Annotated in this window: 25 protein-coding genes and 1 tRNA gene; 7 read left to right on the top strand and 19 right to left on the bottom strand. The window is 61.7% G+C overall.

Annotation, left to right across the window (positions count from 1 at the left end; all coding sequences use genetic code 11):
- Positions 1-44 precede the first annotated feature (44 nt).
- Positions 45-1115 carry an AI-2E family transporter gene (locus tag BV82_RS07075; RefSeq protein WP_010223169.1) on the bottom strand — a complete coding sequence of 357 codons (1071 nt, stop codon included), beginning with the start codon at positions 1113-1115 and terminating at the stop codon, positions 45-47.
- Between the two features lie 24 nt (positions 1116-1139).
- Positions 1140-1379 carry a sulfurtransferase TusA family protein gene (locus BV82_RS07070; RefSeq protein ID WP_010223170.1) on the bottom strand — a complete coding sequence of 80 codons (240 nt, stop codon included), beginning with the start codon at positions 1377-1379 and terminating at the stop codon, positions 1140-1142.
- 124 nt (positions 1380-1503) lie between these two features.
- Between BV82_RS07070 and BV82_RS07065 the strand changes: the two genes are divergently transcribed.
- Positions 1504-2937 carry a M48 family metalloprotease gene (locus BV82_RS07065; RefSeq protein WP_036994159.1) on the top strand — a complete coding sequence of 478 codons (1434 nt, stop codon included), beginning with the start codon at positions 1504-1506 and terminating at the stop codon, positions 2935-2937.
- 69 nt (positions 2938-3006) lie between these two features.
- Here the strand turns inward: BV82_RS07065 and nadA are convergent, their stop codons facing one another.
- From nadA to BV82_RS07045, 4 genes are all read right to left on the bottom strand, one after another.
- On the bottom strand, positions 3007-4065 hold the full coding sequence (nadA, locus tag BV82_RS07060; RefSeq protein WP_036994156.1) for a quinolinate synthase NadA: 1059 nt from the start codon (positions 4063-4065) through the stop codon (positions 3007-3009).
- Between the two features lie 226 nt (positions 4066-4291).
- Positions 4292-5788, bottom strand: coding sequence for a YdgA family protein (locus tag BV82_RS07055; RefSeq protein ID WP_036994153.1), 1497 nt, complete (start codon positions 5786-5788; stop codon positions 4292-4294).
- A 54-nt stretch (positions 5789-5842) separates the two neighbouring features.
- Positions 5843-6712, bottom strand: a complete 870-nt coding sequence (locus BV82_RS07050; RefSeq protein ID WP_036994152.1) for an isocitrate lyase/PEP mutase family protein — start codon at positions 6710-6712, stop codon at positions 5843-5845.
- A 53-nt stretch (positions 6713-6765) separates the two neighbouring features.
- Complete coding sequence (locus tag BV82_RS07045) at positions 6766-7680, bottom strand: helix-turn-helix domain-containing protein (RefSeq protein WP_010223175.1); 915 nt, start codon at positions 7678-7680, stop codon at positions 6766-6768.
- Positions 7681-7854: 174 nt separating this feature from the next.
- On the opposite strand from BV82_RS07045, the gene BV82_RS07040 reads away from it, so the two are divergent.
- From BV82_RS07040 to BV82_RS07030, 3 genes are read left to right on the top strand one after another with little or no spacing between them, the layout of a single operon-like run.
- Positions 7855-9213 (top strand): glutamine synthetase family protein, encoded by a 1359-nt coding sequence (locus tag BV82_RS07040; protein WP_036994150.1) that lies wholly within the window; start codon positions 7855-7857, stop codon positions 9211-9213.
- Between the two features lie 50 nt (positions 9214-9263).
- Positions 9264-10352, top strand: a complete 1089-nt coding sequence (locus BV82_RS07035; protein ID WP_010223177.1) for a polyamine ABC transporter substrate-binding protein — start codon at positions 9264-9266, stop codon at positions 10350-10352.
- A complete protein-coding gene (locus BV82_RS07030; RefSeq protein ID WP_036994149.1) occupies positions 10349-11647 on the top strand; it encodes an NAD(P)/FAD-dependent oxidoreductase in 1299 nt (432 codons plus the stop codon). The genes BV82_RS07035 and BV82_RS07030 overlap by 4 nt, the downstream gene beginning before the upstream one ends.
- Before the next feature lies 1 nt (position 11648).
- Here the strand turns inward: BV82_RS07030 and BV82_RS07025 are convergent, their stop codons facing one another.
- A complete protein-coding gene (locus BV82_RS07025; RefSeq protein WP_010223179.1) occupies positions 11649-12341 on the bottom strand; it encodes a peptidoglycan DD-metalloendopeptidase family protein in 693 nt (230 codons plus the stop codon).
- 48 nt (positions 12342-12389) lie between these two features.
- Entirely contained in the window at positions 12390-13271 is an 882-nt protein-coding gene (locus tag BV82_RS07020) for a LysR family transcriptional regulator (protein WP_026001325.1), read from the bottom strand.
- 95 nt (positions 13272-13366) lie between these two features.
- Here BV82_RS07020 and BV82_RS07015 point away from each other — a divergent pair, with 95 nt between their 5' ends.
- A complete protein-coding gene (locus BV82_RS07015) occupies positions 13367-14317 on the top strand; it encodes a DMT family transporter (protein WP_051636702.1) in 951 nt (316 codons plus the stop codon).
- Here BV82_RS07015 and BV82_RS07010 read toward each other — a convergent pair.
- The gene (locus BV82_RS07010) at positions 14259-14717 is read right to left on the bottom strand and encodes a hypothetical protein (RefSeq protein WP_036994147.1); all 459 of its coding nucleotides are present in this window, start codon (positions 14715-14717) and stop codon (positions 14259-14261) included. The two genes, BV82_RS07015 and BV82_RS07010, sit on opposite strands and share 59 nt — an antisense overlap.
- Before the next feature lie 148 nt (positions 14718-14865).
- Here BV82_RS07010 and BV82_RS07005 point away from each other — a divergent pair, with 148 nt between their 5' ends.
- Both BV82_RS07005 and BV82_RS07000 read left to right on the top strand, forming a co-directional pair.
- The gene (locus tag BV82_RS07005) at positions 14866-16119 is read left to right on the top strand and encodes an SMI1/KNR4 family protein (RefSeq protein WP_036994145.1); all 1254 of its coding nucleotides are present in this window, start codon (positions 14866-14868) and stop codon (positions 16117-16119) included.
- Positions 16120-16287: 168 nt separating this feature from the next.
- Positions 16288-18501: a TonB-dependent receptor gene (locus BV82_RS07000; RefSeq protein WP_010223184.1), complete on the top strand. Its 2214-nt coding sequence runs from the start codon at positions 16288-16290 to the stop codon at positions 18499-18501.
- A 134-nt stretch (positions 18502-18635) separates the two neighbouring features.
- Here the strand turns inward: BV82_RS07000 and BV82_RS06995 are convergent.
- The 10 genes from BV82_RS06995 to ybgC form a co-directional block, all read right to left on the bottom strand.
- Positions 18636-18711, bottom strand: a tRNA-Lys gene (locus BV82_RS06995).
- 61 nt (positions 18712-18772) lie between these two features.
- Positions 18773-19447, bottom strand: a complete 675-nt coding sequence (gene queC, locus BV82_RS06990) for a 7-cyano-7-deazaguanine synthase QueC (protein ID WP_010223185.1) — start codon at positions 19445-19447, stop codon at positions 18773-18775.
- 13 nt (positions 19448-19460) lie between these two features.
- The gene (gene queE, locus BV82_RS06985) at positions 19461-20108 is read right to left on the bottom strand and encodes a 7-carboxy-7-deazaguanine synthase QueE (RefSeq protein WP_036994142.1); all 648 of its coding nucleotides are present in this window, start codon (positions 20106-20108) and stop codon (positions 19461-19463) included.
- A 158-nt stretch (positions 20109-20266) separates the two neighbouring features.
- A complete protein-coding gene (ybgF, locus tag BV82_RS06980; protein ID WP_026001326.1) occupies positions 20267-21097 on the bottom strand; it encodes a tol-pal system protein YbgF in 831 nt (276 codons plus the stop codon).
- 6 nt (positions 21098-21103) lie between these two features.
- Positions 21104-21601, bottom strand: coding sequence for a peptidoglycan-associated lipoprotein Pal (pal, locus tag BV82_RS06975; protein WP_010223188.1), 498 nt, complete (start codon positions 21599-21601; stop codon positions 21104-21106).
- Between the two features lie 52 nt (positions 21602-21653).
- Positions 21654-22955 carry a Tol-Pal system beta propeller repeat protein TolB gene (gene tolB, locus BV82_RS06970; RefSeq protein WP_010223189.1) on the bottom strand — a complete coding sequence of 434 codons (1302 nt, stop codon included), beginning with the start codon at positions 22953-22955 and terminating at the stop codon, positions 21654-21656.
- Positions 22952-24028: a cell envelope integrity protein TolA gene (gene tolA / locus BV82_RS06965; RefSeq protein WP_010223190.1), complete on the bottom strand. Its 1077-nt coding sequence runs from the start codon at positions 24026-24028 to the stop codon at positions 22952-22954. Before tolA ends, tolB begins: the two co-directional genes overlap by 4 nt.
- Positions 24028-24480 (bottom strand): protein TolR, encoded by a 453-nt coding sequence (gene tolR, locus BV82_RS06960; RefSeq protein ID WP_010223191.1) that lies wholly within the window; start codon positions 24478-24480, stop codon positions 24028-24030. Before tolR ends, tolA begins: the two co-directional genes overlap by 1 nt.
- A 14-nt stretch (positions 24481-24494) precedes the next feature.
- On the bottom strand, positions 24495-25190 hold the full coding sequence (tolQ, locus tag BV82_RS06955) for a protein TolQ (RefSeq protein WP_010223192.1): 696 nt from the start codon (positions 25188-25190) through the stop codon (positions 24495-24497).
- 2 nt (positions 25191-25192) lie between these two features.
- Positions 25193-25648 (bottom strand): tol-pal system-associated acyl-CoA thioesterase, encoded by a 456-nt coding sequence (gene ybgC, locus BV82_RS06950; protein WP_010223193.1) that lies wholly within the window; start codon positions 25646-25648, stop codon positions 25193-25195.
- Positions 25649-25676: the final 28 nt, after the last annotated feature.

The raw sequence follows: 25676 nt of genomic DNA, 5'->3' as shown, positions 1-25676 counted from the left end.
GGCCAATGCGCCTGTATCGCTGGCAAGCCAGCTCCCAAAAAAGCTCACAGCAGCGGCGCCACCATCGGCTCGCGCCGCGGCCAGGCATCCAGCACGGCCTTGAACAAGGTCGCCAGCGGGATCGCAAAGAAAATCCCCCAGAACCCCCACAAGCCGCCAAACAGTAGCACCGCGCAGATGATCGCCACCGGGTGCAGGCTCACCGCCTCGGAGAACAGCAACGGCACCAGCACGTTGCCATCCAGGGCCTGAATGATCGCGTACACCGCCATCAGGTAGATGAACTGATCGCCCCAGCCCCACTGGAACAGCGCAATCAAGGTCACCGGCACGGTCACCACCACCGCGCCGACATAGGGCACCACCACCGACAGGCCGACCAGCAGGGCCAGCAACGCCGCATAGTTGAGGCCCAGGCTGATGAAGGCGATGTAGGTGGCCACACCACAGATCAGGATCTCGATGCCCTTGCCGCGGATGTAATTGGCAATCTGCCGGTTCATCTCTTCGGCCACCCGGGTCATCAGCGCCCGCTCCTTGGGCAGGTAACCGCTGACCCAGTGGGCGATCTGCTCGCGGTCCTTGAGGAAGAAGAACACCAGGATCGGCACCAGCACCAGGTAGATCATGATGTTGACCAGCAGCGGCAGGCTCGACAACGAGAAGGTCAGCGCCCACTGGCCGAACTTGCCGATCTCGCCGCGCATCACCTCGATGGCCTGCAGCACTTGTTCGTCAGAGACCAGGTGCGGGTAGCGCTCGGGCAACAGCAGCAACAGCGACTGCCACTTGCCGAGCATGCCCGGCAGCTCGTTGAACAGGGTGATCAACTGGTGCCAGAGCAGCGGCACCAGCACCAGCAGGAACACCGCCAGGGCGCCCATGAACAACGTGAACACCAGCGCCACCGCGTATCGGGTCGGCACCCGCAGGCGCTCCAGGGCATTGACCAGGCCCTGCATCAAGAACGCCAGGACCATCCCCGCCAGCACCGGGGCAAGCATGCCGCCCAGGGTCAGGACGGCGGTGAACGCCAGAAACAGCAAGACCGCCAATACCACCGCTTCTTCATCGGAGAAGTAGCGCTGCATCCAGTCGCGAAGCACCTTGAACATTGACGATCCTTTAACAGAGAAAACTCAGGCTTTCTTCAACCAGTAGGTGTACACACCGGCCTCGGCCTCTTCGAGCAGCAGCGTATGACCGGCCAACTTGGCAAAAGTGCGAAAATCGCGCTGGGAACCGGCGTCGGTGGCAATCACCTTGAGCACTGCGCCACTGTCCAGGCGGTTGAGCTCCATCTTCGCCTTGAGCAGCGGCAGCGGGCAGTTCAGCCCGCTGGCGTCGAGTTCGGCGTCATGGGTCGGGGTAGCGCTCATGGGGTTCTCCAGGCAGGAATGCGGGCACAGGTAGCATTTTGAACAAGCCCGGTAGGATACCGCCACTGGTCGCCAACGTGTGAGCGGGCTACAGTAAGGTTCTTTGTCGACCAGAGCTTCGTGCATGAATTTTCTGCGCCCTACCCTGCTGACGCTGGCCTGTTTGATGGCGCTCCCCAGCCATGCCGACGACCTGCCGTCACTCGGCGACGCCAGTTCTGCCATTGTCTCCCCGCAACAGGAACACCAGCTGGGCCGCGCCTGGCTCAGCCTGCTGCGGGGCAATGTCAACCAACTGAACGATCCCCAGCTCAAGGATTACGTCGAAACCAGCGTCTACCGCCTGGCCGAGACCAGCCAGCTACAGGACCGGCGCCTGGAGTTCATCCTCATCGACAGCCGCGAACTCAACGCCTTCGCCGCCCCCGGCGGGATCGTCGGGGTCAACGGCGGGCTGTTCCTCAATGCCCAGACCGAGGGCGAGTACGTCTCGGTATTGGCCCACGAACTGGCGCACTTGTCCCAGCGCCACTTCGCCCGGGGCGTCGAGGCCCAGCAACGCATGCAACTGCCGATGATGGGCGCGCTGCTGATCGGTATCGTCGCCGCCGCAGCAGGGGCCGGTGATGCCGGTATTGCCGCGATCGCCGGCACCCAGGCCGCAGCCATCCAGGAACAGCGGCGCTTCTCCCGGCAGAACGAACAGGAAGCCGACCGCATCGGTATCCTCAACCTCGAGAAGGCCGGCTACGATCCGCGCAACATGCCGACCATGTTCGAGCGCCTGATGCGCCAATACCGTTATGACGCCAAGCCGCCGGAATTCCTCCTGACTCACCCGGTCACCGAATCGCGGATCGCCGATACCCGTAACCGCGCCGAACAGGCGCCCAAGGGCGGCACTGAAGACAGCAAGCGTTATCAACTGATTCGTGCGCGGGTGGCATTGATCTACGAAGGCACCCCAGGGCTTGCGGCCAAGCGCTTCCAGGCGCAGCTCGACGAAAACCCGCAACAGGACGCCGCCCGCTACGGCCTGGCCCTGGCCCAGATCAAGGGCGGGCGCCTGAACGAGGCGCGCGAGAACCTCAAGCCGCTGCTGGCCAAGGCGCCCAACGACATCACCTACAACCTGGCGCAGATCGACCTGGACATCACCAACAACCGCTTGCCCGATGCCCAGCAGCGCGTCGAACGGATGCGTGGCCTGTACCCGGGCAACTACCCGTTGCAACAGGCGCGCATTGACCTGCTGCTCAAGCAGAACCGCCCCGCCGAGGCGGAAAAGGCGCTGGATGCGCTGCTCAAGAATCGCCCGCAAGACCCGGATGTCTGGTATGACGTGGCGGAAGTGCGCGGGTTGTCCGGCAACACCATTGGCCTGCACCAGGCCCGCGCCGAGTACTTCGCCTTGGTGGGCGACTTCGACCAGGCCTTGCAACAGCTCGATTACGCTAAACAGCGGGCCGGCAACAACTTTGTCCTGGCGTCGAAGATCGATGCGCGTCAGCGCGAGCTGATGGAGCAGCAGCGGATGGTCAAGGACATGATGCGCTAACACCGCAAAAAGCATCGCGGGGCAAGCCCGCTCCTACGGTAGGAGCGGGCTTGCCCCGCGAAGGCGTCGTCAGGCGTTACCGGACAACTTCATCCGCGCCGCCTGGGTAAAGTCGAGCATACGCTTGAGCGGCTTGATCGCCTGGGGGATCAGCGCTGGCTCGACGAAGATCTCGTTGCTGCCCTCACGCAGGCACTGCAAGGTGCGCTCCAGGGTATTCATCGCCATCCACGGGCAATGCGCGCAACTGCGGCAGGCCGCGCCGTTACCGGCGGTGGGGGCTTCGATGAAGACCTTGTCGGGGCACAACTGCTGCATCTTGTAGAAGATGCCGCGGTCGGTGGCGACGATAAAGGTCTTGTTCGGCAGGGTTTGCGCCGCAGCAATCAGCTGGCTGGTGGAACCCACCGCATCGGCCAGGTCAATCACTGCCTCAGGCGACTCGGGGTGCACCAGGATCGCCGCATCCGGGTACAGCGCCTTCATGTCGGCGAGCTGACGCGACTTGAACTCTTCGTGAACGATGCAGGCACCGTCCCACAGCAGCATGTCGGCACCGGTCTGCTTCTGGATGTAGCGGCCCAGGTGCTGGTCCGGCCCCCAGATGATGGTCTCGCCGTTGTCCATCAGGCTTTCGACGATTTCCAGCGCGCAACTGGAGGTCACCACCCAGTCAGCCCGGGCCTTGACCGCCGCCGAGGTGTTGGCATACACCACCACGGTGCGCTCGGGGTGCTTGTCGCAGAACGCCGAGAACTCTTCTACCGGGCAGCCGAGATCGAGCGAGCAAGTCGCCTCGAGGGTCGGCATCAGCACGCGCTTTTCCGGAGTGAGGATCTTGGCCGTCTCGCCCATGAAGCGCACACCGGCCACCACCACGGTCGTGGCCGCGTGGTTCTTGCCAAAGCGGGCCATTTCCAGCGAGTCGGACACGCAGCCGCCGGTTTCTTCGGCCAGGGCCTGGATCACCGGGTCGCAATAGTAATGGGCAACCAGCACCGCATTTTGTGCCTTGAGTTCGGCAGCGATGGCGGCGCGGTAGTCGGCCTCTTGCTCGGGCGTCAGCGGCTTGGGCTGCTTGGCATCGAGGTGGGCCTGGACGAGAAGGCGTTCGGAAATCTGGGTCATGATCGCTGGACCTGCAGGCGCTTGAGCGCGTAAGTCGAGTGTATCACCGAGCCCTGGCAAATCGGCTACAGGCTCCGCAGGCAGGGCAACTCAGCCTTGCACACAGAACCACGGACCAGCTGCGGCCTCGGGTTTTTATAGGATGCCGAAGGCTACAGATAATCGGATGAATTCAAAAGGTTTTTTTAGTGAAACAAGCCCGGGGCGGGCGCCCCGGGCCTGAACATCAACCGCCTGTCGCCTGCATTGCGCTGGCGTTGGCCATGATCACGCTGGCGAACTGCTCAACGGTCATCTTCTGGCCGTTGAAGTCGACCATGCCATCGGCATAATGCAGCGTGGTAACGATGTCGTTGCCCTCGACCTTGGCCATCTGGCTTTGCACCGCCATCATGCTGACCATTTCCCCGGCCTGAGCCGCTTGCTGGGAGACGATGGCAGCATCGGTCTGGCCTTCGAACTGCGCCTGCAGGGTCGCCAGGTCACCGATCATCGGCTTGGACAGCGACAGCTTGCTCTGCAGCTGGGTGATCAACTGCTTGTACAGCTCCTGCGGTGGCAACTCCAGAGAACTCGGGTTGGCCAGGTCAACGCTGAAGTTGAAACGGCTTTCGCCATTGGCAGTCTTGAACGACAGGTTCTCCAGGGCGATCTGCGGCTTGGCCGCCAGCAGACGCTGCACATCGCTGCGCACCTGGGCCGTTTCGGCCTCGGTCATCGCCAGGTCCGGCATGCCTTCACCTTCGGCAGCGGCCTTTTGGAACTCCGGCAGGCGGCTCTGGTACCAGCCGATCAGCGCTTGCATGGCCGGGATGTCGAGACGCTTGAGGCTCCAGACCATCTCGCCGGCACCGATGGCCTTGCCGTCGAAGTTGATGTCGGCAACCTTGTATTCCATGCGCACCGAGAGCTTGTCACCGTCGTTCTTGTACTCGTTGTTCTGCGCCAGGCCCTTGAGCACCAGGACCTTCTGCTCGTCGCCGAAGGTCGCGACCGTGTCAGCCACGGCCATGTCCATCTTGCCGACATAGAAGCCGAACGGCGTCTTGGTCATGTCGCCGGTCAGGCTCAGGCCCTTGATCTCGACTTTCAGCACTTTGCTGTCGGGGTCGACCAGGTTCAGGCTCAGGCCGGCCGACTGGCCGGTGAGTTGCACATGTTCGGCGCCTTCGTTGCCGTGGCCACTGACTTCAAACCCGGAGAACTTCAGCGACGAGCCGTCCTTGCTCCACTCGATCGGCGCCACCTGGAAAGCACTGTCCATCGAGCGATCGTAGCCGTAGGCGACCTGGCCTTGCAGCGGCGAAACGTCCTTGGTCAGGGCGAACCAGTCAGCGGTGGCAGCGTCTTTTTCCAGGGCGTAGTGGCTTGCAGCCATGACCGGCATCAGCTTCAGTGCCTTGACCCGCGACAGCGGAAACGGCCCGTGTTCGATCTGGTCGACAAAATTCAGCTCGAAACTTTTGCTTTCTTCACCAACCTGCAGGTTCTGCACCTTGAGGCGGTATTTGGCGGTACTGCTGAACAGACGGCTGTCCAGCGATACCAGTTGCAGCTCCATAGTGGTTTCCATGCCCAGCAGCGCCTGCTTGGTCTGGGCATTGGATTCGGCGATGGTGGTTTCGAGCACGCCGGGCAATTGCTTGCCGGTGTACCAGGCACCCGCGGTGCATGCCGCTGCCACTACCACTGCGAGGCCGAGTACGCCTGTAGATTTCTTCATGAATTGTTTCGCTTCCATTTGTAGAGAGTTGTTGCTTTGGTTAAGCCTTGTGGCTTATTCGTTGACATCCATGTACTCACGGGCCCAGACGATGTAGTCGCCCGGTACGGTGTAAGTATGGGTGAGTTCGGTGGCGCTCAGGTCCGAAGCGCTGCTGGTGATCCGCCGCTGTTCGCGCAGGCAGTCGTAGGTGGCCTTGATCGCGGCAAAGTAGGCGCCATGACCATCGACGGCGATACGCACGCCAAGCTCGGCCAGGCGCGCATCGTCGTGCAGCTGCGGGTTGCCGTAGGTCACCAGCATCAGCGGCACGCTCAGGTGCGCGGCGATCTGTTCAAGGTGGTCGAAGTCGCGGATACCGACCATGCACAGCGCGTCGGCGCCGGCGTTCTGGTAGGCCACGGTGCGGGCGATGACTTCTTCGGTCGGGATCAGCGCCGCGTTGGTGCGGGCAATGATCGACAGCTCCGGGTCGACCCGTGCCTCCAGTGCCGCGCGGATCTTGCCGACGCCTTCGGCGATGCTGACCAGGTCGGTGGACTTGCGCCCGAACTGGGCAGGCAGCAAGGTGTCCTCGATGGTCAGCGCGGCAATCCCGGCACGCTCAAGCTCGGTCACCGTGCGCATCACGTTGAGCGCATTGCCATAACCATGGTCGGCGTCGGCAATCACCGGTAACTGGGCCACCCGGCCGATCCGCGTTGCCTGCTCGGCGAATTCGCTGAGGGTGATCAGGGCAAAGTCAGGTGCGGCCAGCACCTGCAAGGATGCCACCGAGCCCCCCAGGATGCCCACCTCAAAGCCTAAATCGGTGGCAATGCGCGCCGACATCGGGTCGAATACGGAGGCGGTGTGGTAGCAGGCAGGTGAGGCAAGCAGTTGGCGGAACGCGCGACGCAGGTCTTGGTGGGAGGCTCTTGGCATGGTCTTTCCAGGCTATCGACTTCATTTAGTAGGTCGAACATTACCACTGCTGGCTATCTGACTGACAGCGCCGCGCGTTTGAGGGTCTCGCTGGGCAGCTCCCTGAACAGCTTGCGGTAGCTGTCGGAAAACCGTCCTAGGTGCCAGAACGACCAGTGCATGGCCACCTCGGCCACGGTGGTGTCGCTAGGCCCGCTACTGAGCAGTTCACGCCGGGCACTGTTGAGCCGGCGCAGGCGTAGCCACTGTGCCGGGGCCATGCCGGTGAAGGCCTTGAAGGCGTGCTGCAACTGGCGCAAGGACACCCCGGCGACCTGCGACAGCTCCAGCAGATTAAGCGTTTCTTCCGGGCAATCGGCCGCCCATTCGCCGACCTTTCGCATGATCGCGCGCTCTTCGGTACGCCGCCACAACGCCCCGCGATCGAGGCAGATGCACGCGTTATCGAGAATGAACAGACAGTCTTCGAGCAGTTGCCCGGCCAGCGCATCCTGGCTTGGCGGGTCGATGGTCTGCGAGATGCGCGTGAGCGTCCCGCTCAGCCAGCGGCTGAACAGCTCGTTCTGCATCGAGTTCAGCGGCGCCATGAACAGCCCGTCGAGGCGGGCGATGTCCAGGCCGTGGCGCTGGACGAATTCCGGGCCGAACACCACGGCTACTTCCTGGTAGTTCTCCGGGGTGATCCAGATGTTGCGGCTTTCGCCATTGAGCACGTAGAGGCTGTGGTCGCTGCGGTCGAAGCAAAACGCCAGAGAGCCGGCCGGCGCACTGAAATTCTGCTCGATCCGGGTGTTCATGCACTCTTCGTAGATCTCCACGCCCTGCAGGTCAAGGCAGCGCAACTGGCCGGCGAAATGCCCGGGAGACATCTGTTGGTAATGCTGGGTCCAGCCTGGGGTGGCGCGGACCTGTTCGGTGACATCGGCGGTGTTGAAAGCCTGGACCCGCAAAGGCGTTGACGCTGTCATGAGCTGCTCTTTATGCACTCTTTTGGTGCATTTTAGTCTTGCTGAAAGTGGATAGATCGAATGCGCACGCGTCACCCAAGATAGACCTCAACGCGCTACAGGGGAAGCCGCTCGGGTGGCAAGCCGGTCGCAACTGCCGGTCCTGGCGTGGATAAAACCAACAACGAGGTCTTTATGAATGCCCCTTTCGATCAGCTGTCTGCGTGGCTGAAAGAGCACAAGATTACCGAAGTCGAGTGCGTGGTCAGTGACCTGACCGGTATCGCCCGCGGCAAGATCGCACCGACCAACAAGTTCCTGCATGAACGAGGCATGCGCCTGCCGGAAAGTGTGCTTCTGCAAACGGTAACCGGGGACTTTGTCGACGACGATATCTACTACGACCTGCTCGATCCCGCCGACATCGACATGGTCTGCCGCCCGGATTCGGCCGCGGTGTATGTGGTGCCGTGGGCCATCGAGCCAACCGCCGTGGTCATTCACGACACCTTCGACAAACAGGGCAAGCCGATCGAACTGTCGCCGCGCAACGTGCTCAAGAAAGTCCTCAAGCTCTACACCGACAAGGGCTGGCAGCCGATCGTCGCCCCGGAGATGGAGTTCTACCTGACCCAGCGCTGCGAAGACCCGGACTTGCCGCTGCAAGCACCGCTGGGCCGCTCGGGCCGGGCCGAAAGCGGTCGGCAGTCGTTCTCGATCGATGCCGCCAACGAATTCGATCCGCTGTTTGAAGACGTCTACGACTGGTGCGAAGCCCAGGGCCTGGACCTCGACACGCTGATCCATGAAGACGGCCCGGCGCAGATGGAAATCAACTTCCGTCACGGCGACGCCCTGGACCTGGCCGACCAGATCACCGTGTTCAAGCGCACCATGCGCGAGGCGGCGCTCAAGCACAACGTCACCGCCACCTTCATGGCCAAGCCTGTGGGGGACGTACCGGGCAGCGCCATGCACCTGCACCAGAGCGTGGTCGATATCGCCACCGGCAAGCCGATCTTCGTCGACGCCGACGGGGAGATGAGCGAGCTGTTTCTGCACCACATCGGTGGCCTGCAGAAGTACATCCCCAAAGTGCTGCCGATGTTCGCACCCAACGTCAACTCGTTCCGCCGTTTCCTGCCCGACACCTCGGCGCCGGTCAACGTCGAATGGGGCGAAGAGAACCGCACCGTGGGCCTGCGCGTACCGACCTCGAGCCCCGAGGCCATGCGCGTGGAAAACCGCCTGCCAGGCGCCGACGCCAACCCCTACCTGGCGATTGCCGCCAGCCTTTTGTGCGGTTACCTGGGCATGGTCGAAAAGATCAACCCCAGCGCGCCGGTGCAGGGCCGCGCTTATGAGCGGCGCAACCTGCGCCTGCCCATCACCATCGAAGACGCCCTGGCGCACATGGAGGACTGCCCGACCATCGAGCAGTACCTGGGCAGCAAGTTCGTGCGTGGCTATGTGGCGGTCAAGCGTGCCGAGCACGAGAACTTCAAACGAGTGATCAGCTCCTGGGAGCGTGAGTTCCTGCTGCTCAGCGTTTGAGCTCGACCTTGTAACAAGTATCGAAAACAACAATTCGAAAAGGTGTCGATATGCGTCCCATGAAAACAGTCGTTACTGCAACCCTGGCGCTGCTGGTCAGCGCCGCGGCCCAGGCCCAGCCCAGTGTCAGCGTGTACAACTGGACCGACTACATCGGTGAAACCACCCTGGCGGACTTTCAGGGCAGCACCGGTATCAAGGTCATCTACGACGTGTTCGACTCCAACGAAACCCTGGAAGGCAAGTTGCTGGCCGGTCGCACCGGCTACGACGTGGTGGTGCCGTCCAACCACTTTCTGGCCCGCCAGGTCAAAGCCGGGGCCTTTGTGAAACTGGACCGCGAGCAGTTGCCGAACTGGAAGAACCTCGACCCGGTACTGCTCAAGGCCCTGCAAGAGAACGACGCCGACAACCAGCATTCGGTGCCCTACCTGTGGGGCACCAACGGCATCGGCTACAACGTCGACAAGGTCAAGCAGGTGCTGGGCGTCGATCACGTCGATTCCTGGGCAGTGATGTTCGAGCCTGAGAACCTGAAAAAACTCAGCCAGTGTGGCGTGTCGTTCATGGATTCGGCCGACGAGCTGTTCCCGGCCATCCTCAACTACATGGGCATGGACCCACGCAGCAATAACCCTGAAGACTACAAGAAGGCGGAGGCGAAACTGCTGACCCTGCGCCCCTATATCACCTATTTCCACTCCTCCAAATACGTCTCGGACCTGGCCAACGGTGATATCTGCGTGGCCTTCGGTTACTCAGGCGACGTGTTCCAGGCCGCCAATCGCGCCAAGGAAGCCAAGAACGGTGTCAACATCGCCTACGCCATTCCCAAGGAAGGCAGCAACCTGTGGTTCGACCTGCTGGCCATCCCCTCCGACGCCAGCAACCGCAAAGAGGCCTATGCCTTCATCAACTACCTGCTCGACCCGCAAGTGATCGCCAAGGTCAGCGGCGTGGTCGGCTACGCCAACGCCAACCCGCCGGCCAAGCAGTACATGGATGCCGAACTGGTCAACAACCCCGAGGTGTACCCGCCGCAAGAGGTGCTGGACAAGCTGTATGTCTCCACCACCCCGACGCCGGCGATCATGCGCCTGATGACCCGCTCCTGGAGCAAAGTGAAGTCGAACAAATGAACCAGCACACCTATGAACACGTCCGCTCCTATTACAGCGCCACGGCCCACAACCTGGCGGCTTACCCTGCCCTGGGCGCCGAACTGCAGGCCGATGTCTGCGTGATCGGCGGCGGCTTTACCGGGGTCAACTGCGCCATCGAACTGGCCCAGCGCGGGCTCTCGGTGATCCTCCTCGAAGCCCGGCACATCGGCTGGGGCGCCAGCGGTCGCAACGGCGGCCAGCTGATTCGCGGTATCGGCCACGAGGTCGAGGGCTTTGCCCGCTACGTCGGCCAGGACGGGGTGAAGTACCTGCAACGCGCCGGCATCGAATCGGTCGAAGTAGTGGCCGAGCGCATCCGCGCGCACGGCATCGATTGCGACCTGCGCTGGGGCTTTTGCGAACTGGCCAACACCCCGGCGCAGTTTGTCGCCTTCCGTGCCGAGCAGCAGAGCCTGGCCGAGCTGAACTATCGCCATGAAACGCAATTGGTCGGACCCGAGCAAATGCACCAGGTGGTCGCCTCCGACGTCTATGCCGGCGGCCTGATCGATCGCGGTTCGGGCCATCTGCATCCGCTCAACCTGGTGCTTGGCGAGGCGCGCGTGGCCGCGTCCCTCGGCGTACGCCTCTTCGAACAGAGCCCGGTGGTGGAAATCAGCCATGGCGCCACCGTGCAGGTAAAAACCACCCACGGCACGGTGCGCGCCGGCAGCCTGGTGCTGGCCTGCAACGCCCACCTGGAGGAACTGGAGCCGCGCCTGAGCGGCAAGGTGCTGCCCGCCGGCAGCTACATCATCGCCACCGAGCCGTTGTCACAGGCGCAGGCTGAGCAATTGATCCCGCAGAACCTGTCGCTGTGCGACCAGAAGGTCGGTCTGGACTACTATCGGCTGTCTGCCGACCGGCGTCTGCTGTTCGGTGGCGCCTGCCACTACTCCGGGCGCGACCCCGTGGATATCGCCGCCTACATGAAGCCGAAGATGCTCAAGGTATTCCCGCAACTGGCGCACACCCGCATCGACTTTCAATGGGGTGGCAAGATCGGCATCACCGCCAATCGCTTCCCCCAGGTCGGCCGCCTGCAACAGCACCCGAACGTGTTCTACGCCCAGGGCTACAGCGGCCATGGCCTGAACGTCAGCCATTGGACCGCGCGGCTATTGGCCGAGGCCATTCATGCCGGGCACAGCCAGGGCCTGGATGTGTTCAGCGCCGTACCGCACCTGACCTTCCCCGGTGGCAAGGCCCTGCGCTCGCCACTGCTGGCCCTGGGGATGTTCTGGTACCGCCTGCGTGAGGTGCTGGGCTGACTCAGCCGGCCGCCGGCAACACGCTCAGCGGATCGATCGGCTTGCCGTTCTGGCGGATCTCGAAGTACAGCTGCACCCGGTCGGTATCCAGGTCGCCGGCTTCGGCGATCTTCTGGCCCTTGCTGACGGTCTGGCCTTCCTTGACCAGCAACTTGCTGTTGTGACCGTAGACGCTGGCATGGGAGGTGCCGTGCTGGAGGATAATCAGGTTGCCGTAACCACGGATGTTCGTCGCGAACGCTACCTTGCCGCCGAGGCTGGCGTACACCGGCTGGCCCGGTGTGGCGGCGATGCGGATGCCCTTGTTGAGCTTGTCGGCGGACGAGTAGCGGCGGATCACCGTGCCCTGCAGCGGCCACGCCCACCCGCGCAAGGTGACCTTGGTGGCGGGCGCCACGGGTCTTGCCTTGCTGGCGCTAGCGGTGCTCGTGGTGGTCCGTGTGGCGGTTCTTGCACCGCCAAAGCGGATGGTCTGGCCGACATTCACCGCATAGGGCGCGCTGATGCCGTTGTAACGCGCCAACTCCTTGAAGCTCCAGCCATGACGCGAAGCGATCGAATACAGGGTATCGCCGCGCTTGACCTTGTAGGTGCCGGCCACGACTTTGTTGGCAGAAGGACCGGGGCTTGGGGAATGCGAACTGCATGCGGACATCGCCAGCATTACGGCGATCAGAACAAACCTGAAAAACACACCACTTCCTTTTCCCGGAGACGCCATTGACGAGGGCGCTACTATAAATCAGTCGGCGACATTACGCGGCAAAGTCCGTGCAAGTTCGATAAAGGCGCGGGTCGCTGGCGAGATGATTCGCTCATCGACCACCGCCAGCCCCACCGTGCGCCTGACCTGCGGATCGAGCGGGCGTTGCACGTACTCCAGGGTCGTGCTCAGCGGCAGGGACGCCTGGGCCACGATGCTCAAGCCTTCACCGCTGGCGACCATCTCCAGGGTGCTGAGCAGTTGTGAGGTGCGGTAGCGAATGCGTGGTTGCAGCCTGGCGCTGAGAAACAGGCGCGAGACGATCTCGGCGGACCCGGCCTCGGTCAGCACGAAGGGATCGCGGCAAAGCTGCTGGAGGGTCACCGCCGGTTGCTGCGCCAGCGCATGATCAACAGGCAGCAGCGCGACCATCTGGTCTTCCAGCAACGGATAGGTGTCGAGCTGCTCTTCAGGCAGCACCACGAAACCGATATCGATGCGCCGCTCCTGCAACCATTGCAACACCTGGCGATCCGGGCCCTCGTCGACATGCACTTCGATGCCAGGGTAGGCCTGGCGGTAAGCCTTGAGTATCGCCGGCAACAAACGCACCGACGCCGTCGGCCCGAACGAACCGATGCGCAGCGTGCCCTGCTTCATCCCTCGCGCATCCAGGGCCTCCTGGCGCATGGTTTCGGCCAGGCCAAGCATCGCTTGCGCCCGTTGCAGCAAGCGGCTGCCAATATCTGTCAGTTCGATCCGGCCCTGCTGGCGTTCGAACAAGGCCACGCCCAGCTCCTGCTCCAGGGCGCGAATAGCGTGGGAAACACCGGATTGCGAGATGTTCAGTTGCGCCGCCGCGAGGGTAAAGCCTTTACGCGCCGCCACCACGGCGAAAATTTCCAGCTGGGTCAAGGTCATCGGTAGCAGCCCCATGAGCGTTTGCTCATTTCCCTATGAGTTGGCATTCGATCAAGTATGGCGTATCGACGCCACATCGTCAGCCAGGGCCGCCCATGCCAACTCACGCTTGCACCTTTCTGAAACTCGCACTGGTCGCGATGATCTGGGGCGGCACCTTCGTCGCCGGACGCGCCCTTGCCAGCGGTATCGACCCGCTGTTTCTCGGCAGCCTGCGCTTCATCCTCGCTAGTGCGGTGCTGGTGCTCATCCTGATGGTTTCGAAACAAGGCTTGGTGCGGGTCAACACAGCGCAGCTCGTGCACATCGTGGGGCTGGGCTTTTTCGGGATCTATGCCTATACCCTGTTCTTCTTCCACGGCTTGCAGTACACGGACGCCTCCAGAGCCTCACTGATCGTTGCGACCAATCCTGCCGTCATGGCGATCGTCGCCTACCTGTGCTTCAGGCAACGCCTGGGCAGGGCCCAACTGCTGGGCGTCGCCCTGTGCCTGCTGGGCGCCGGCTGGGTGGTGCTGGCCCGAGCCCCCGGGGCGCTCGGCCAGGGCAACGGGATCGGCGATGGATTGATTTTCGGCTGTGTACTGAGCTGGGTGATCTTCAGTGTCTTCTGCACCCGCGTGGTGACACAGATCGGTGCGCTGCACACCGTGACCTATGCAGTGTTCGCCGGGGCGGCGATGCTCAGTGTGCACGCTACGCTCAACGGCAGCATGAGCATCGCGTCGCTACGCGCGCTGACGGCGCGCGACCTCCTCTGCCTGGCCTATCTCGGGGCTGTGGGTTCCGCGCTGGCATACGTGATGTACTACGATGCCATCGCTAAAATCGGTCCGACCCGGGCCGGCAGCTTCATCGCCCTCAACCCGCTGACCGCCGTGGTCGCCGGCGCCTTGCTGCTGGGTGAGCAACTGACCGGTGCCATGCTGGCCGGCGGCACCCTAGTGATCCTTGGCATACTGCTGGCCAACCGGGTGCCGGCGCCGCTCAGTTTACCTGGTTCCAGTGCAGGTTCACCTTGCCAGTCTGGCCCGGAACAAGGGTGACTGTGCTCAACTGCTGCTCGCCATTACGCGAGGCGACCAGGTTGTATCTGCCCGGCGGCAGCTTGACGTAGACCATCGGCCCAACCTGATTCAGTTGCAGCAGGGCTTGCCCCTGCCCCCCTTGAATCGTCAGGTCGACGTCCGGCGCATACTCGTTCTGCGGGCCGGTCGAGAAGGTCAGATGCAGGTTGTAGCCCTGGACCTGCTGAATAGCCCGAGACTCATCAAGACCAATACCGCCGGTGAGGTAGCTCACGCCATTCTGCTCTTGAGGCTGCAGGTTGACCCCGGACGTGTCAATCGGCTCCTGGTACTGCGCAGCCTGCAATTGCAGAGCAGGCCAGCCCTGCAGTACCGCGGCCAGTGCAGTGATTAACGCAAGTGTGCTGAAGGATTTCATTGCCATGACTCCTGCGCTACAGCGTCGATACCATTTTACCCCGCTCATCCGTGGCGTTTAGATCGATTCGGCGTGACGGACGCGGGCAATACAATGACGGTTTAATAGCGTGCTAGAGTCTGCGGCCCAATCTGAAGGTGGACCACGAATGGACCTCTCCCCCGCCGAACGTCAGCTGTTGCAGGACCACCATCTGGCCCTGTTCGAGGGTTGCGTGATCTTCGACACTCAACCGCCCATTGACGCAGCCAACCTGGCCCGACTCGAAACCCACCTGAACGGCCCAGTGCCTGAGCAACTGCTGCGATTGTGGCAAACCTGCTTTGGCGGTCGCGTGGGCTATGACCTGGAGGTGGTCTACAACGGCCACCGTCATCCGTTTTCCTTCAGCGAACTGTTCTATCCGGGCAGCGACGGTTATCGCGACCTTTGGGGCTGGATCGAGCACGAACTGGAGCAGGCCGAAGAAGCCGCCCGCGCAGCGGGGCACCCATGGAGCGGCAAGCTGGACTACCTGCCGTTCGGTGGTTTCGAGTACCTGGAACGCCTGTACGTGTGCGTCACCCCAGGGCCCGAGTACGGCGCAGTGATTGCCTGGAGCCGTGGACTGCCGCCAGCCTGGGCCGGCAGCCTGCACCAGGACAGCCTTGCCCGCATCGCCGATGACGTCGGCGCGCTGTTGCGCCTGCTGGCCTACGAAGCAGATCCCTTCGACCCAGAGACTGAATACAGCAGCGCCAGCGAACTGCTTGAAGCGCTGGATGAACTGGACAATGACGGCGAAGCGGGCATGGCGCTCAAGGCCCGACTGGCGGCATTGCTGCGTCAACGGGTGCTGGACTGGCGCCCGGCACTGGCTGACGGCAGCCTCGCCAACCAGCCCCGCTTGCGCCAACTGGCGATGCTCGATGCCGCCGAACACGGCGACATCGAGCGTCTGGACGCCCTGCGCAAAGCCGGCTGCGACCTGAGCGAGGCGCTGCGCGGGCACGCCGCCAGCCTGGAGTGCTGCCTGCAGCACGGGCACCTGGCAGCGGCCAACTGGTTGCTCGACCAGGGCATCCCGGTGCAAGCCGACACGCTCTTGGTGGCGGCTGCCCAGGTGACTCCGGCATTGGCTTGCCGCTTGCTGGACATGGGTGCCTTGAGCGACCCCAACGCCGTGCTGAGCGCCGTTGCCCAGGGCCACATGGAAAGCGCCGAAGTCATGGCCCGACCACTGCTTGAAGCATCGCAGGCCAGTGCCGACGCGTTGCGCAAAGCGCTGGTCGAGCGCGCCGAGCAGCAGCGTCGCGACGCCAAGCGGATCAAGGCTGGCAAGCTGTACAGCAATCTCGGTTTCGAACAGTACCTGGCCGAAGCTGAACGCATGGAAACATTTCTGCGCCAGCACGTGCACTGAGGCCTTGAACGGGCCCGCGACAGCTGAAGGTCGTGGGCAGCCGTTTTTTGAAATTATTTGTTACAACTGAGCGTGAAACTGAAGCTTCAAGGGCGCTTATCATAAAAACGTATCTGTTAATAATTCTCATAAACAACAGCGTTTTTATTTGTGTAGGTAGCTCCGCCCATGACACGCGAACTCACCCCCGGTCGTTCCTCCCGCCCCTTCATGGCTTCGGCAATCGGCCTGGCTGTCGCCTCGGTCTCAAGCTATGCCGTCGCCGACAAAGCACCGTCCTCCCCCCTACAGCTGGACAACATCAACGTCGACGCCCAGGCTGGCGGTGACTACAAGACCGAACATTCGGCCTCGAGCAAGTACGCCACATCACTGCTCGACACGCCACAAACCATCACCGTGGTGCCTTCCCAGGTCATCAAGGAGCAGCAGGCCCTGAGCCTGCGCCAGGTGCTGTCCAACGTCTCCGGCATCACCTTCAACGCTGGCGAAGGCGGCGGTGGTTCGGGCGACAGCATCAACATCCGCGGCTTCTCGGCCAACAGCAACATCCAGATCGACGGCCTGCGCGACAGTGCGCAGACCAACCGCACCGACACCTTCAACATCGAGCAGGTCGAAGTCATCAAGGGCCCCAACTCGGTGTTCGGCGGTGCCGGCACTACCGGCGGTAGCATCAACATCATCAGCAAGCAGCCCCAGAACCAGGCATTTACCCGCCTGGGCGGCAGCGTCGGTACCGACAACTACTACCGCATGACCCTGGACAGCAACCAGCCGCTGGAAGGCGTGGGGCAAGACAGCGCATTTCGCATCAACCTCATGGGCCACCAGAACGATGTCGCCGGTCGCGAGCAGATCGACCGGGAACGCTGGGGTGTCGCGCCGTCCCTGCGCCTGGGCCTGAGCGAGTCCACGCGCCTGACCCTGAGCGCCTTCCACCAGGTCGATGACAACCTGCCTGACTACGGCGTACCGGCCCTGGACGGCAAACGCCTGGCAGGGGTTAACCGCGACGACTATTTCGGCTGGAGGAACCTCGACAAGGAAGAGATCGAGCAGAGCTCGCTGACCGCCAACTTCGAGCATGATTTCAACGACAACCTGCGCCTGCAGAACCTCACGCGCTACAGCCATATCGCCCGCGATACCACGGTATCCGCTTCCCACGTCAATACCACCGGCGTCCCCCCGGGCCGTTACCGCCCCGCAGGCCCGCAAGGCTATGGCCGCGACGCGACCACCGAAATGTGGATCAACCAGACCAACCTGATCAGCAACTTCAACTTGCTGGGCATGCGTCACGACCTGGTCAGCGGCATTGAAGTGTCACGTGAAACCCTGGACCTGAAAACCTACGGCTATGGGCTGAGCAACGCCCTGTACCCTGCCAACGGCTACGACCTGAGCAACCCGCCGGGGTACTGGTCGGGGCCGGCCAACAAGGCCACCAGCGGCTACACCGAGACCGAGCTGAACAACCAGGCGCTATACGTGTTCGACACGATTGCCCTGCATGAGCAATGGGACCTGAACCTGGGGCTGCGCTACGACATGTTCAAAGGCGAGGCCCAGGGGTACGACGCCGCCCGTGTGCGCACCTCCGACTTCGAATCGAGCGACGAGAAACTCAGTGGCCGCGCCGGGCTGGTCTACAAGCCGACTGAGAATGGGCGCATCTACCTGGCTTGGGGCAACTCCTTCAACCCCTCCGCCGAAAGCCTGGCCTCCACCGGTGGCGGCCTGAGTGCTACCACTGAAAACCTCGCCCCGGAGAAAAACCAGACCTGGGAACTGGGCACCAAATGGGAGTTGCTCGACAAACGCCTGGAGCTGGACGCCGCCCTGTTTCGCGTCGAGAAGACCAACGCGCGCGAAACCATGGCCGACGGCTCGACCCAACTGGCCGGCAAGCAGCGCGTACAGGGCGTGGAAGTCGGCGTGACCGGGCACATCACTGAACAGTGGGATGTGTTCGCCAACTACACCTTCCTCGACAGTGAAACCCTCAAGGCCGCCGACACCGCAGCCGGTATTGCCCGTGAAGGCCAGGCGCTGGGCAACACCCCGCCACGCTCGCTCAACCTGTGGACCACCTACGAGCTGCCTGCTGGCTGGACCCTGGGCTATGGCGCGCGCTACGTCAGCGAACGCAACGTGACCTCCAGCACCAGCGCCAAGCTTGACGCCTATTGGCTGCACAATGCGATGGTGGCGTACCGGGTCAACGAGGACCTGGATCTGCAGCTGAACGTCAACAACCTGTTCAACAAGGACTATGTCGAACGTGTTCGTCAGCAAAACGGTACCGGGGCACGTTCTTCGGCAATCGAGTATGGCGATGCGCGTTCGGCGATTCTCTCGGCGACCTACGCGTTCTGATTGGTAGGAGCGAGGGTGCAACCTGCCTCGCGATTGCGTATGTCCTTCATATCGCAATCGCGGGGCAAGCCCGCTCCCACAGAAACGAAAAAGCCCGCGACCTTTGCAGGACGCGGGCTTTCTCTTACAGCGTATGGTGGGTCGTGTAGGATTCGAACCTACGACCAATTGGTTAAAAGCCAACTGCTCTACCAACTGAGCTAACGACCCGTTGGATGGCGCGTATAATACTGATTTCTAACAGGAAATCAACACCCCATCGCAAAATAATTTAAAAATATCGGGTCGGGTCCTCTACACCGGCGGCTTTGAAGCCCTCGGCGCGCAGGCGGCAGCTGTCGCATTTACCGCAGGCACGGCCTTCACCATCGGCCTGATAGCAAGAAACGGTCAGGCTGTAATCGACCCCACGGGCCATGCCGGCCTGGACGATCTGCGCCTTGCTGAGGTTCTGCAGCGGTGCCTGGATGCGAAAGCCTCGCCCTTCGACACCGGCTTTGGTGGCAAGATTTGCCATGCGCTCGAAAGCCTCGACGAACTCAGGACGGCAATCCGGGTAGCCGGAATAATCCACGGCGTTGACGCCGATGAAGATATCGCGGGCCTCAAGCACCTCTGCCCAGCCCAGGGCCAGGGACAGGAACACCGTATTGCGCGCAGGCACGTAGGTGACCGGGATGCCCTCGCTCGGCGCCTCGGGTACATCGATGCTGCTATCGGTCAGGGCCGAACCGCCAATACCGTCCAGGTTCAGGCCAATGACCTTGTGCTCGACCACGCCCAGGTCACGGGCAACCCGCGCGGCGGCGTTCAGCTCAGCGCGATGGCGCTGGCCGTAATCGAAGCTCATGGTGTAGCAGCTATAGCCTTCGGCCTTGGCCATGGCAACCACGGTGGCCGAGTCCAGGCCGCCGGAAAGCAGAATTACCGCACGTTTCTCAGTCATTGCATCACTCCTGTCAGCGTCCCGGTTCGTCGTTCCACAGCAGCTTGTGCAGCTGCATCTGAAAGCGAACCGGCAAATTATCGGCCACGATCCAGTCGGCCAGGTCGGTGGCGTTCACCTGATGGTGGCTTGGCGAGAACAGCACTTCGCCGGCGCGTTTTTCCAGGCCGTACTGAATGAGTTTGGACACCGCCCAGTCATAGTCTTCACGGGAACAGATAACGAACTTGACCTGATCGTTGGGGGTCAGCAGTTCGATGTTCTCGTAACGGTTGCGGTGCACTTCCTGCGAGCCTGGGGTCTTGAGGTCGACGACGCGGCTGACCCGGGTGTCGACCTTGGAAATATCCAGGGCGCCACTGGTCTCCAGCGAAACGTCGTAACCGGCGTCACACAACTGCTTGAGCAAAGGAATGGCATTGGGCTGGGCCAGCGGCTCACCACCGGTGACGCACACGTAGCGCGGCTTGTAACCGGCGACCTGGTCGAGGATCGAATCGAGGGTGCGGATGCTGCCGCCGCTGAAGGCGTATTCGCTGTCGCAATACTGGCAACGCAACGGGCAGCCGGTGAGGCGGACGAATACCGTGGGCAGCCCAGCGGTACGCGTTTCACCCTGCAAAGAGTAAAAAACTTCGGTGATACGTAATGTGTCTTGCATAGTCGCCACGGGCGTAACAGCTAAACAGGCTGTCCGCCTCCGTCAGGCACCGCTGAGAACCCGTCATCGCGTAGTTCGCAGCAGCGTGTTTCATAAAAGGGCAATGATTCTAACGAAAAAACCCGCGACTAGCGCGGGTTTCTTCTAAAACGGCTGGTTCAGAGCTTTTGCAGGTCACGCTGGGCCAGTTGTGCAGCCGAGGTCCCCGGGTACTGGGTAACCACCTGCTGGAGAATGCCCTTGACCCGGTCGGTGTGACCCAGGCGGCGTTCTACATCGGCCAGCTTGTACAGCGAGTCCGGCACCTTGTTGTGCTTGGGATACAGCTGGCTGACCTTGGCGAAGGCTTGCCCTGCAGCTTGCAGGTCGCCCTTGGCCAGGTTTACTTCACCGAGCCAGTACTGGGCGTTGCCGGCGTACTGACTGTTCGGGTACTTGCGCAGGAAGGCGTTGAACGCCTGGCTGGCCTTGTCGAAATCCTTGGCTTTGATCAGGTCGAAAGCAGCGTCGTAGTAGAGCTTCTCTTTCGCCGGATCACCAGGTTCGCTGCTGGCGGCAGGCTGTTGGCCGGCGGTAGCACCGGCGGCGGCGCCTGCAGCAGCACCGGCAGCGGCTTCGCCACCGGTTGGGGAATTGGTCGGAGTCGCGGCAGGTGCTACACCGCTTCCGATACGCCGATCCAGGTCCTGGTAACGCTCCAGGCTCTCCTGTTTCATGCGTGATACATCATTTTGCAGCTCTTCAATGATGCCTTGTTGACGCGCAATCTGCTCCTGCATTTGCTGCAGTTGCATGAACAGCTGGCCCTGTGCCGAGGCAGGGGCCGTAACCCCTCCCCCGGCATAGGCGCCGTTCGTACCATAACCCGCAGGTGGATAGCTGCTTGCGCCGCTATAGCCTGCGTTGTCATCAACAACAGGAACCTCAGCCCAGGCCATGAGAGGCAGGGTGAGAGCCAGGACGGTTACAGCACGACGGCACGTTCGCATATCGAATTACTTACGCAGTTCGACGCGACGGTTCTGAGCCCAGGACTGCTCGTCGTTGCCGGTAGCAACTGGACGCTCTTCGCCGTAGGAAACCAGTTCCAGCTGGGCAGGAGAAACGCCTTGCAGAACCAGGTAGCGTTGAACGGCTTTCGCACGACGCTCGCCCAGAGCCATGTTGTATTCGCGAGTACCACGCTCGTCGGTGTTACCTTCCAGCACGACGCGAGCGCCGTTGCCTTTCAGGTCCTTGGCATGAACGTCCAGAGCGCGCATGGCTTCTGGCTTCAGGTCCGAGCTGTCGTATTCGAAGTAGAAGGTGGTGATTGCGCGCAGAGCAGCTTCTTCGCTCAGGCTGCCGTCAACAGCGCCAGTGTTGGCACCGTAGCCAGCGTTAGGATCGACTTGGCCTTGGCCAGCGTCATCACCGCCCTTGGAGGAGCAACCTACAGCTACGGCCATGGCCAGAGCCAGCGCAGCAAACTTACCAAACTTCAGCATTTCCATCGTGAAACTCCTAATGAACCCCAGTGTGTTAAGTAAAACGTAAAGCGCCGCGTCAGTTCAGGTAAGGGGACCAGGACGGTTCTCTGACTTCGCCTTGAGCGGTAGGAAGCGGGAGCCTCACGCGTCCATTGAGAGAGACGAGCATCAAGACTCCCCGGCCCTGCTGGCGGGTGGCGTAGATTAGCATGGTGCCGTTGGGCGCAACAGTGGGTGACTCATCAAGACTGGTCTCGGAGAGAATCTTTACACTACCGCGTTGCAAATCTTGTGCAGCCACTTTGAAGTTGGTGAAACCTTGTTGGCGATGAATCATCACCAGGGTCTTTTCATCCGCCGACAGTTTAGGGTTGGCGTTGTAGTTACCCACAAAAGTTACCCGCTCTGCACCACCGCCGGAAACATTGGTTTTGTAGATTTGTGGTTTACCACCACGGTCGGAGGTGAAGTAGATAGTCGAGCCATCTTTACCCCAGAACGGTTCGGTATTGATACCAGGACCTGCAGTCACGCGCGACAGCTGGCGCGAGCCCATGTTCATCACGTAGATGTCCGGGTTACCGTCCTTGGACAGCACGAACGCCAGGCGCGAACCATCCGGCGACCAGGCTGGCGCACCGTTGAGGCCTTCGAAGTTGGTGATCTGCTCACGGCGGCCGGTATCGATGTGCTGAACGAAGATGCGCGGACGCTTCTGCTCGAACGACACGTAGGCAATACGCTTGCCGTCTGGTGCAAAGCGCGGCGACAGGATCGGCTCACGCGATTGCAGCAGGGTTACCGCCCGCGCACCGTCGTAGTCCGAACGCTGCAGGGTGTAACGGGTGTTGTTGGTCGAGAAGCGCTCGGCGGTCACGTAGAGCATGCGGGTGGAGAACGCACCCTTGATGCCGGTGAGTTTTTCGAACGACTGGTCGGCGATGTAGTGCGACATGTCGCGCAGTTGATCGACGCCGCCCGAGACGCTGCCGGTCAGCACTTGCTGCTCGGTGGCGACGTTGAACAGGGTGTACTGCACCTGCAGGCGACCGCCCGCTGGCACAATGCTGCCGACCATCACGTACTGGGCGCCCAGGGCTTTCCAGTCGCGGAAGATCACTTCGCTGGCCTGGCTCGGCTGGCTGATCATGTTCTGCCGAGGGATCGGCGAGTAATAACCGGAGTTGCGCAGGTCATTACCAATGATGTCAGCCATGTCTTCAGGCAGCACGCTGCCGCCCTGCAGACCGAACGGCACGACGGCGATCGGCGTGGCGCGATCGCTACCGCTGGTGACCAGAATGTTCTTTTCATCTGCTACGGCCAACCCTGCTGCGCAGCAGAGAACGACCAGCAGTCCTCGAAGAAGGTTAATCACAAGGCTAGATCCTCAGGTGTGAATGTCATCTTGAATGAACGATAGGGATTGAATTCGCTCGGTTTCAAGCCCTGCATTTCGGTTAAACGACCAATGTTCTTGACCGCTGCCACAGCCGAGCTGTCAAACGGACCGTCACCACTGGAGCGGGCTACGCTCACCGAGGTAATGGTGCCATCCGGCAACATGCCGATCTGCAGGACCACCGTCATGTTCTTGCGCGCAGAAGGTGGACGTGCCCAACCCTCGGCCGCACGTGCACGAATCAGATCGTCGAAGTCGCCGGCTACCTGATCACCCTGCTCGTCAGCCAGGGCTTGCTGCCGTTCGGTGGTGTCGGACAGAAGCTCGGCCAGGGCCTGGGCTTTCTTGTCTTCCGCCGCCTTGCGGGCTGCATCCTGTGCCTTCTTCTTGGCCGCATCGGCTGCAGCTTTCTTCTTGGCGTCTTCAGCGGCCTTTTTCTTCGCTTCCTCGGCCACTGCTTTCTTCTTGGCATCCTCGGCCGCCTTCTTCTTGGCGTCCTCGGCTGCTTTTTTCTTGGCTTCTTCAGCCGCCTGCTTCTTGGCCTCTTCGTCAGCCTTTTTCTTGGCTTCCTCTTCGGCCTTCTTCTTGGCGATGTCGGCCTGTTGCTTCTCGGCGGCCTTTTTCGCCTCTTCGGCCTTCTTGGCTTCGGCGGTTTTCTTCGCTTCTTCAGCCTTCTCGGCTTGTTCGGCTTTTTTCGCTTCGGCTTCGGCTCGCGCCTCTTCGGCCTTTTGAGCCGCTTCTTCTTTCTTTTGTTCCGCAGCCTTCACTGCCTGCTGCTCGACCTTCTTCTGCTCCATCTGCTCTTCTTCGGTTTGACGCGAAGCAGTCTTCTTGGCTTCACCGGCAATCTTCTGATTGGTCTGGGTGGTGGCCTGACTCTTGGATTTGAGCTGGTACAGGGTTGCCTGGACAATAGGCTTGGCCGGCGGCAGTTCCGGGGTCATGGCAAAACTGACGAACAGCATGCCGAACACCAGAACGTGCAGCGCAATGGCCCAGACGCTGGGCCAGAAATAGCTTTCCGAGGCGGATGGCTCTCGCTGTTGCATCAGGGCGCCTCGGTAATCAGGCCAACGTTACCGACACCTGCCTTCTGCAACCCGCCCATGGCACCCATGACCGCGCCGTAGTCGACGGACTTGTCGCCACGGATGAAGACCTGGGTCTGCTTGCCCTGGTCACGGCCGGCGCCGATGATCTTGGTCACGGCGTCGGTCATTTGCGGCAAGGTCATGGCCTTGTCCATCTGCTTGTCGGTGTCGACTTCGCTGCCAAGGTTCCAGTAGTAGGTCTTGTCAGCCTTGATCGAAATGGTCAGGACCTGGGTGTTGTTGTCCTGCGGCAAGGCTTCGCTGGAAACCTTGGGCAGGTCGACCTTCACGCCCTGGTTGAGCATCGGTGCGGTCACCATGAAAATCACCAGCAGTACCAGCATCACGTCGATGTATGGCACCACGTTCATTTCGGCGACCGGCTTGCGTTTGTGGCGAACTCGGGCCATGGGCTTTTACCTGATCACTCTTCGCTGGTGTGCACTTTACGGTGCAGGATGGCCTGGAACTCGTCGGCGAACGTGTAGTAGCGGCCGATCAAGACTTCACTGCGGGCAGCGAAACGGTTGTAGGCAATAACCGCAGGGATCGCGGCGAACAGGCCGATCGCGGTGGCGATCAGGGCTTCGGCGATACCCGGGGCCACGGTGGCCAGGGTCGCTTGCTGCGCCGAGGCCAGGCCGCGGAACGAGTTCATGATGCCCCAGACAGTACCGAACAGGCCGATGTACGGGCTGGTCGAACCGACAGTGGCGAGGAACGGCAGGCTCTGCTCGAGCTTCTCTTCTTCACGGGAGATGGCGACGCGCATGGCCCGGCCAACGCCTTCCATGACCGCATCGGGGTCGACGCCCGGCTGCTGACGCAGACGCGAGAATTCCTTGAAGCCGGCGCGGAACACCTGTTCTACGCCCGAATCCGGGTCCGGGTTGCTGCCAGCCTGACGGTACAGCTTGGACAGGTCGATACCCGACCAGAAGCGCTCTTCAAAGCTGTCCAGCGCACGACGACCGGCGCGCAGCATGGTGCTGCGCTGAAAAATCATGATCCATGACGTTACCGATGCGGCCACCAGAATCAGCATGACCAGCTGTACCACGATGCTGGCATTGCTGACCAGGCTCCACATGGAGGTATGGTCGACGACGTTAGCTTCCACGCTTAATCTCCTGCATTTGAATGAGTACCCGGATCGCCCGCCTCGGCAAAGGCCGCGCGCAGCGCTTGGGGGATGGCCCGGGGTTTGAAAGTATCGGCGCGCACACAGGCCACCAGGAACTGCCCCTCACAGAGCAGCGTTGCATCTTTTTCGCGCCATACCTGCTGCACGAAGCGCAGGCTGGCGCGGTTCAATTCAAGCACGTGCGCGGTAACCCGCAATTCGTCGTCCAATCGCGCTGGCGCGTGATAGCGCGCCTCGCTGGAGTGGACCACGAACAGCAGGTTGTCCTGCGCCAGTGCCGACTGGGCAAAGCCCAGGTCACGCAACCGCTCGGTGCGGGCACGTTCCATGAATTTCAGGTAATTGACGTAATACACCACGCCGCCGGCATCGGTATCTTCGTAATAGACACGACAACGATGTGCGAACGGCTCTAGCTCATTTTGCGCGCGCATACTCTAGTGCTAACTCCTCAGCTTGCCA

The organism is Pseudomonas donghuensis (assembly GCF_000696345.2).
Classification (GTDB): domain Bacteria; phylum Pseudomonadota; class Gammaproteobacteria; order Pseudomonadales; family Pseudomonadaceae; genus Aquipseudomonas; species Aquipseudomonas donghuensis.
Note: the sequence above shows the minus strand (reverse complement) of the source record. Positions and strands in the feature narration are given on the sequence as shown.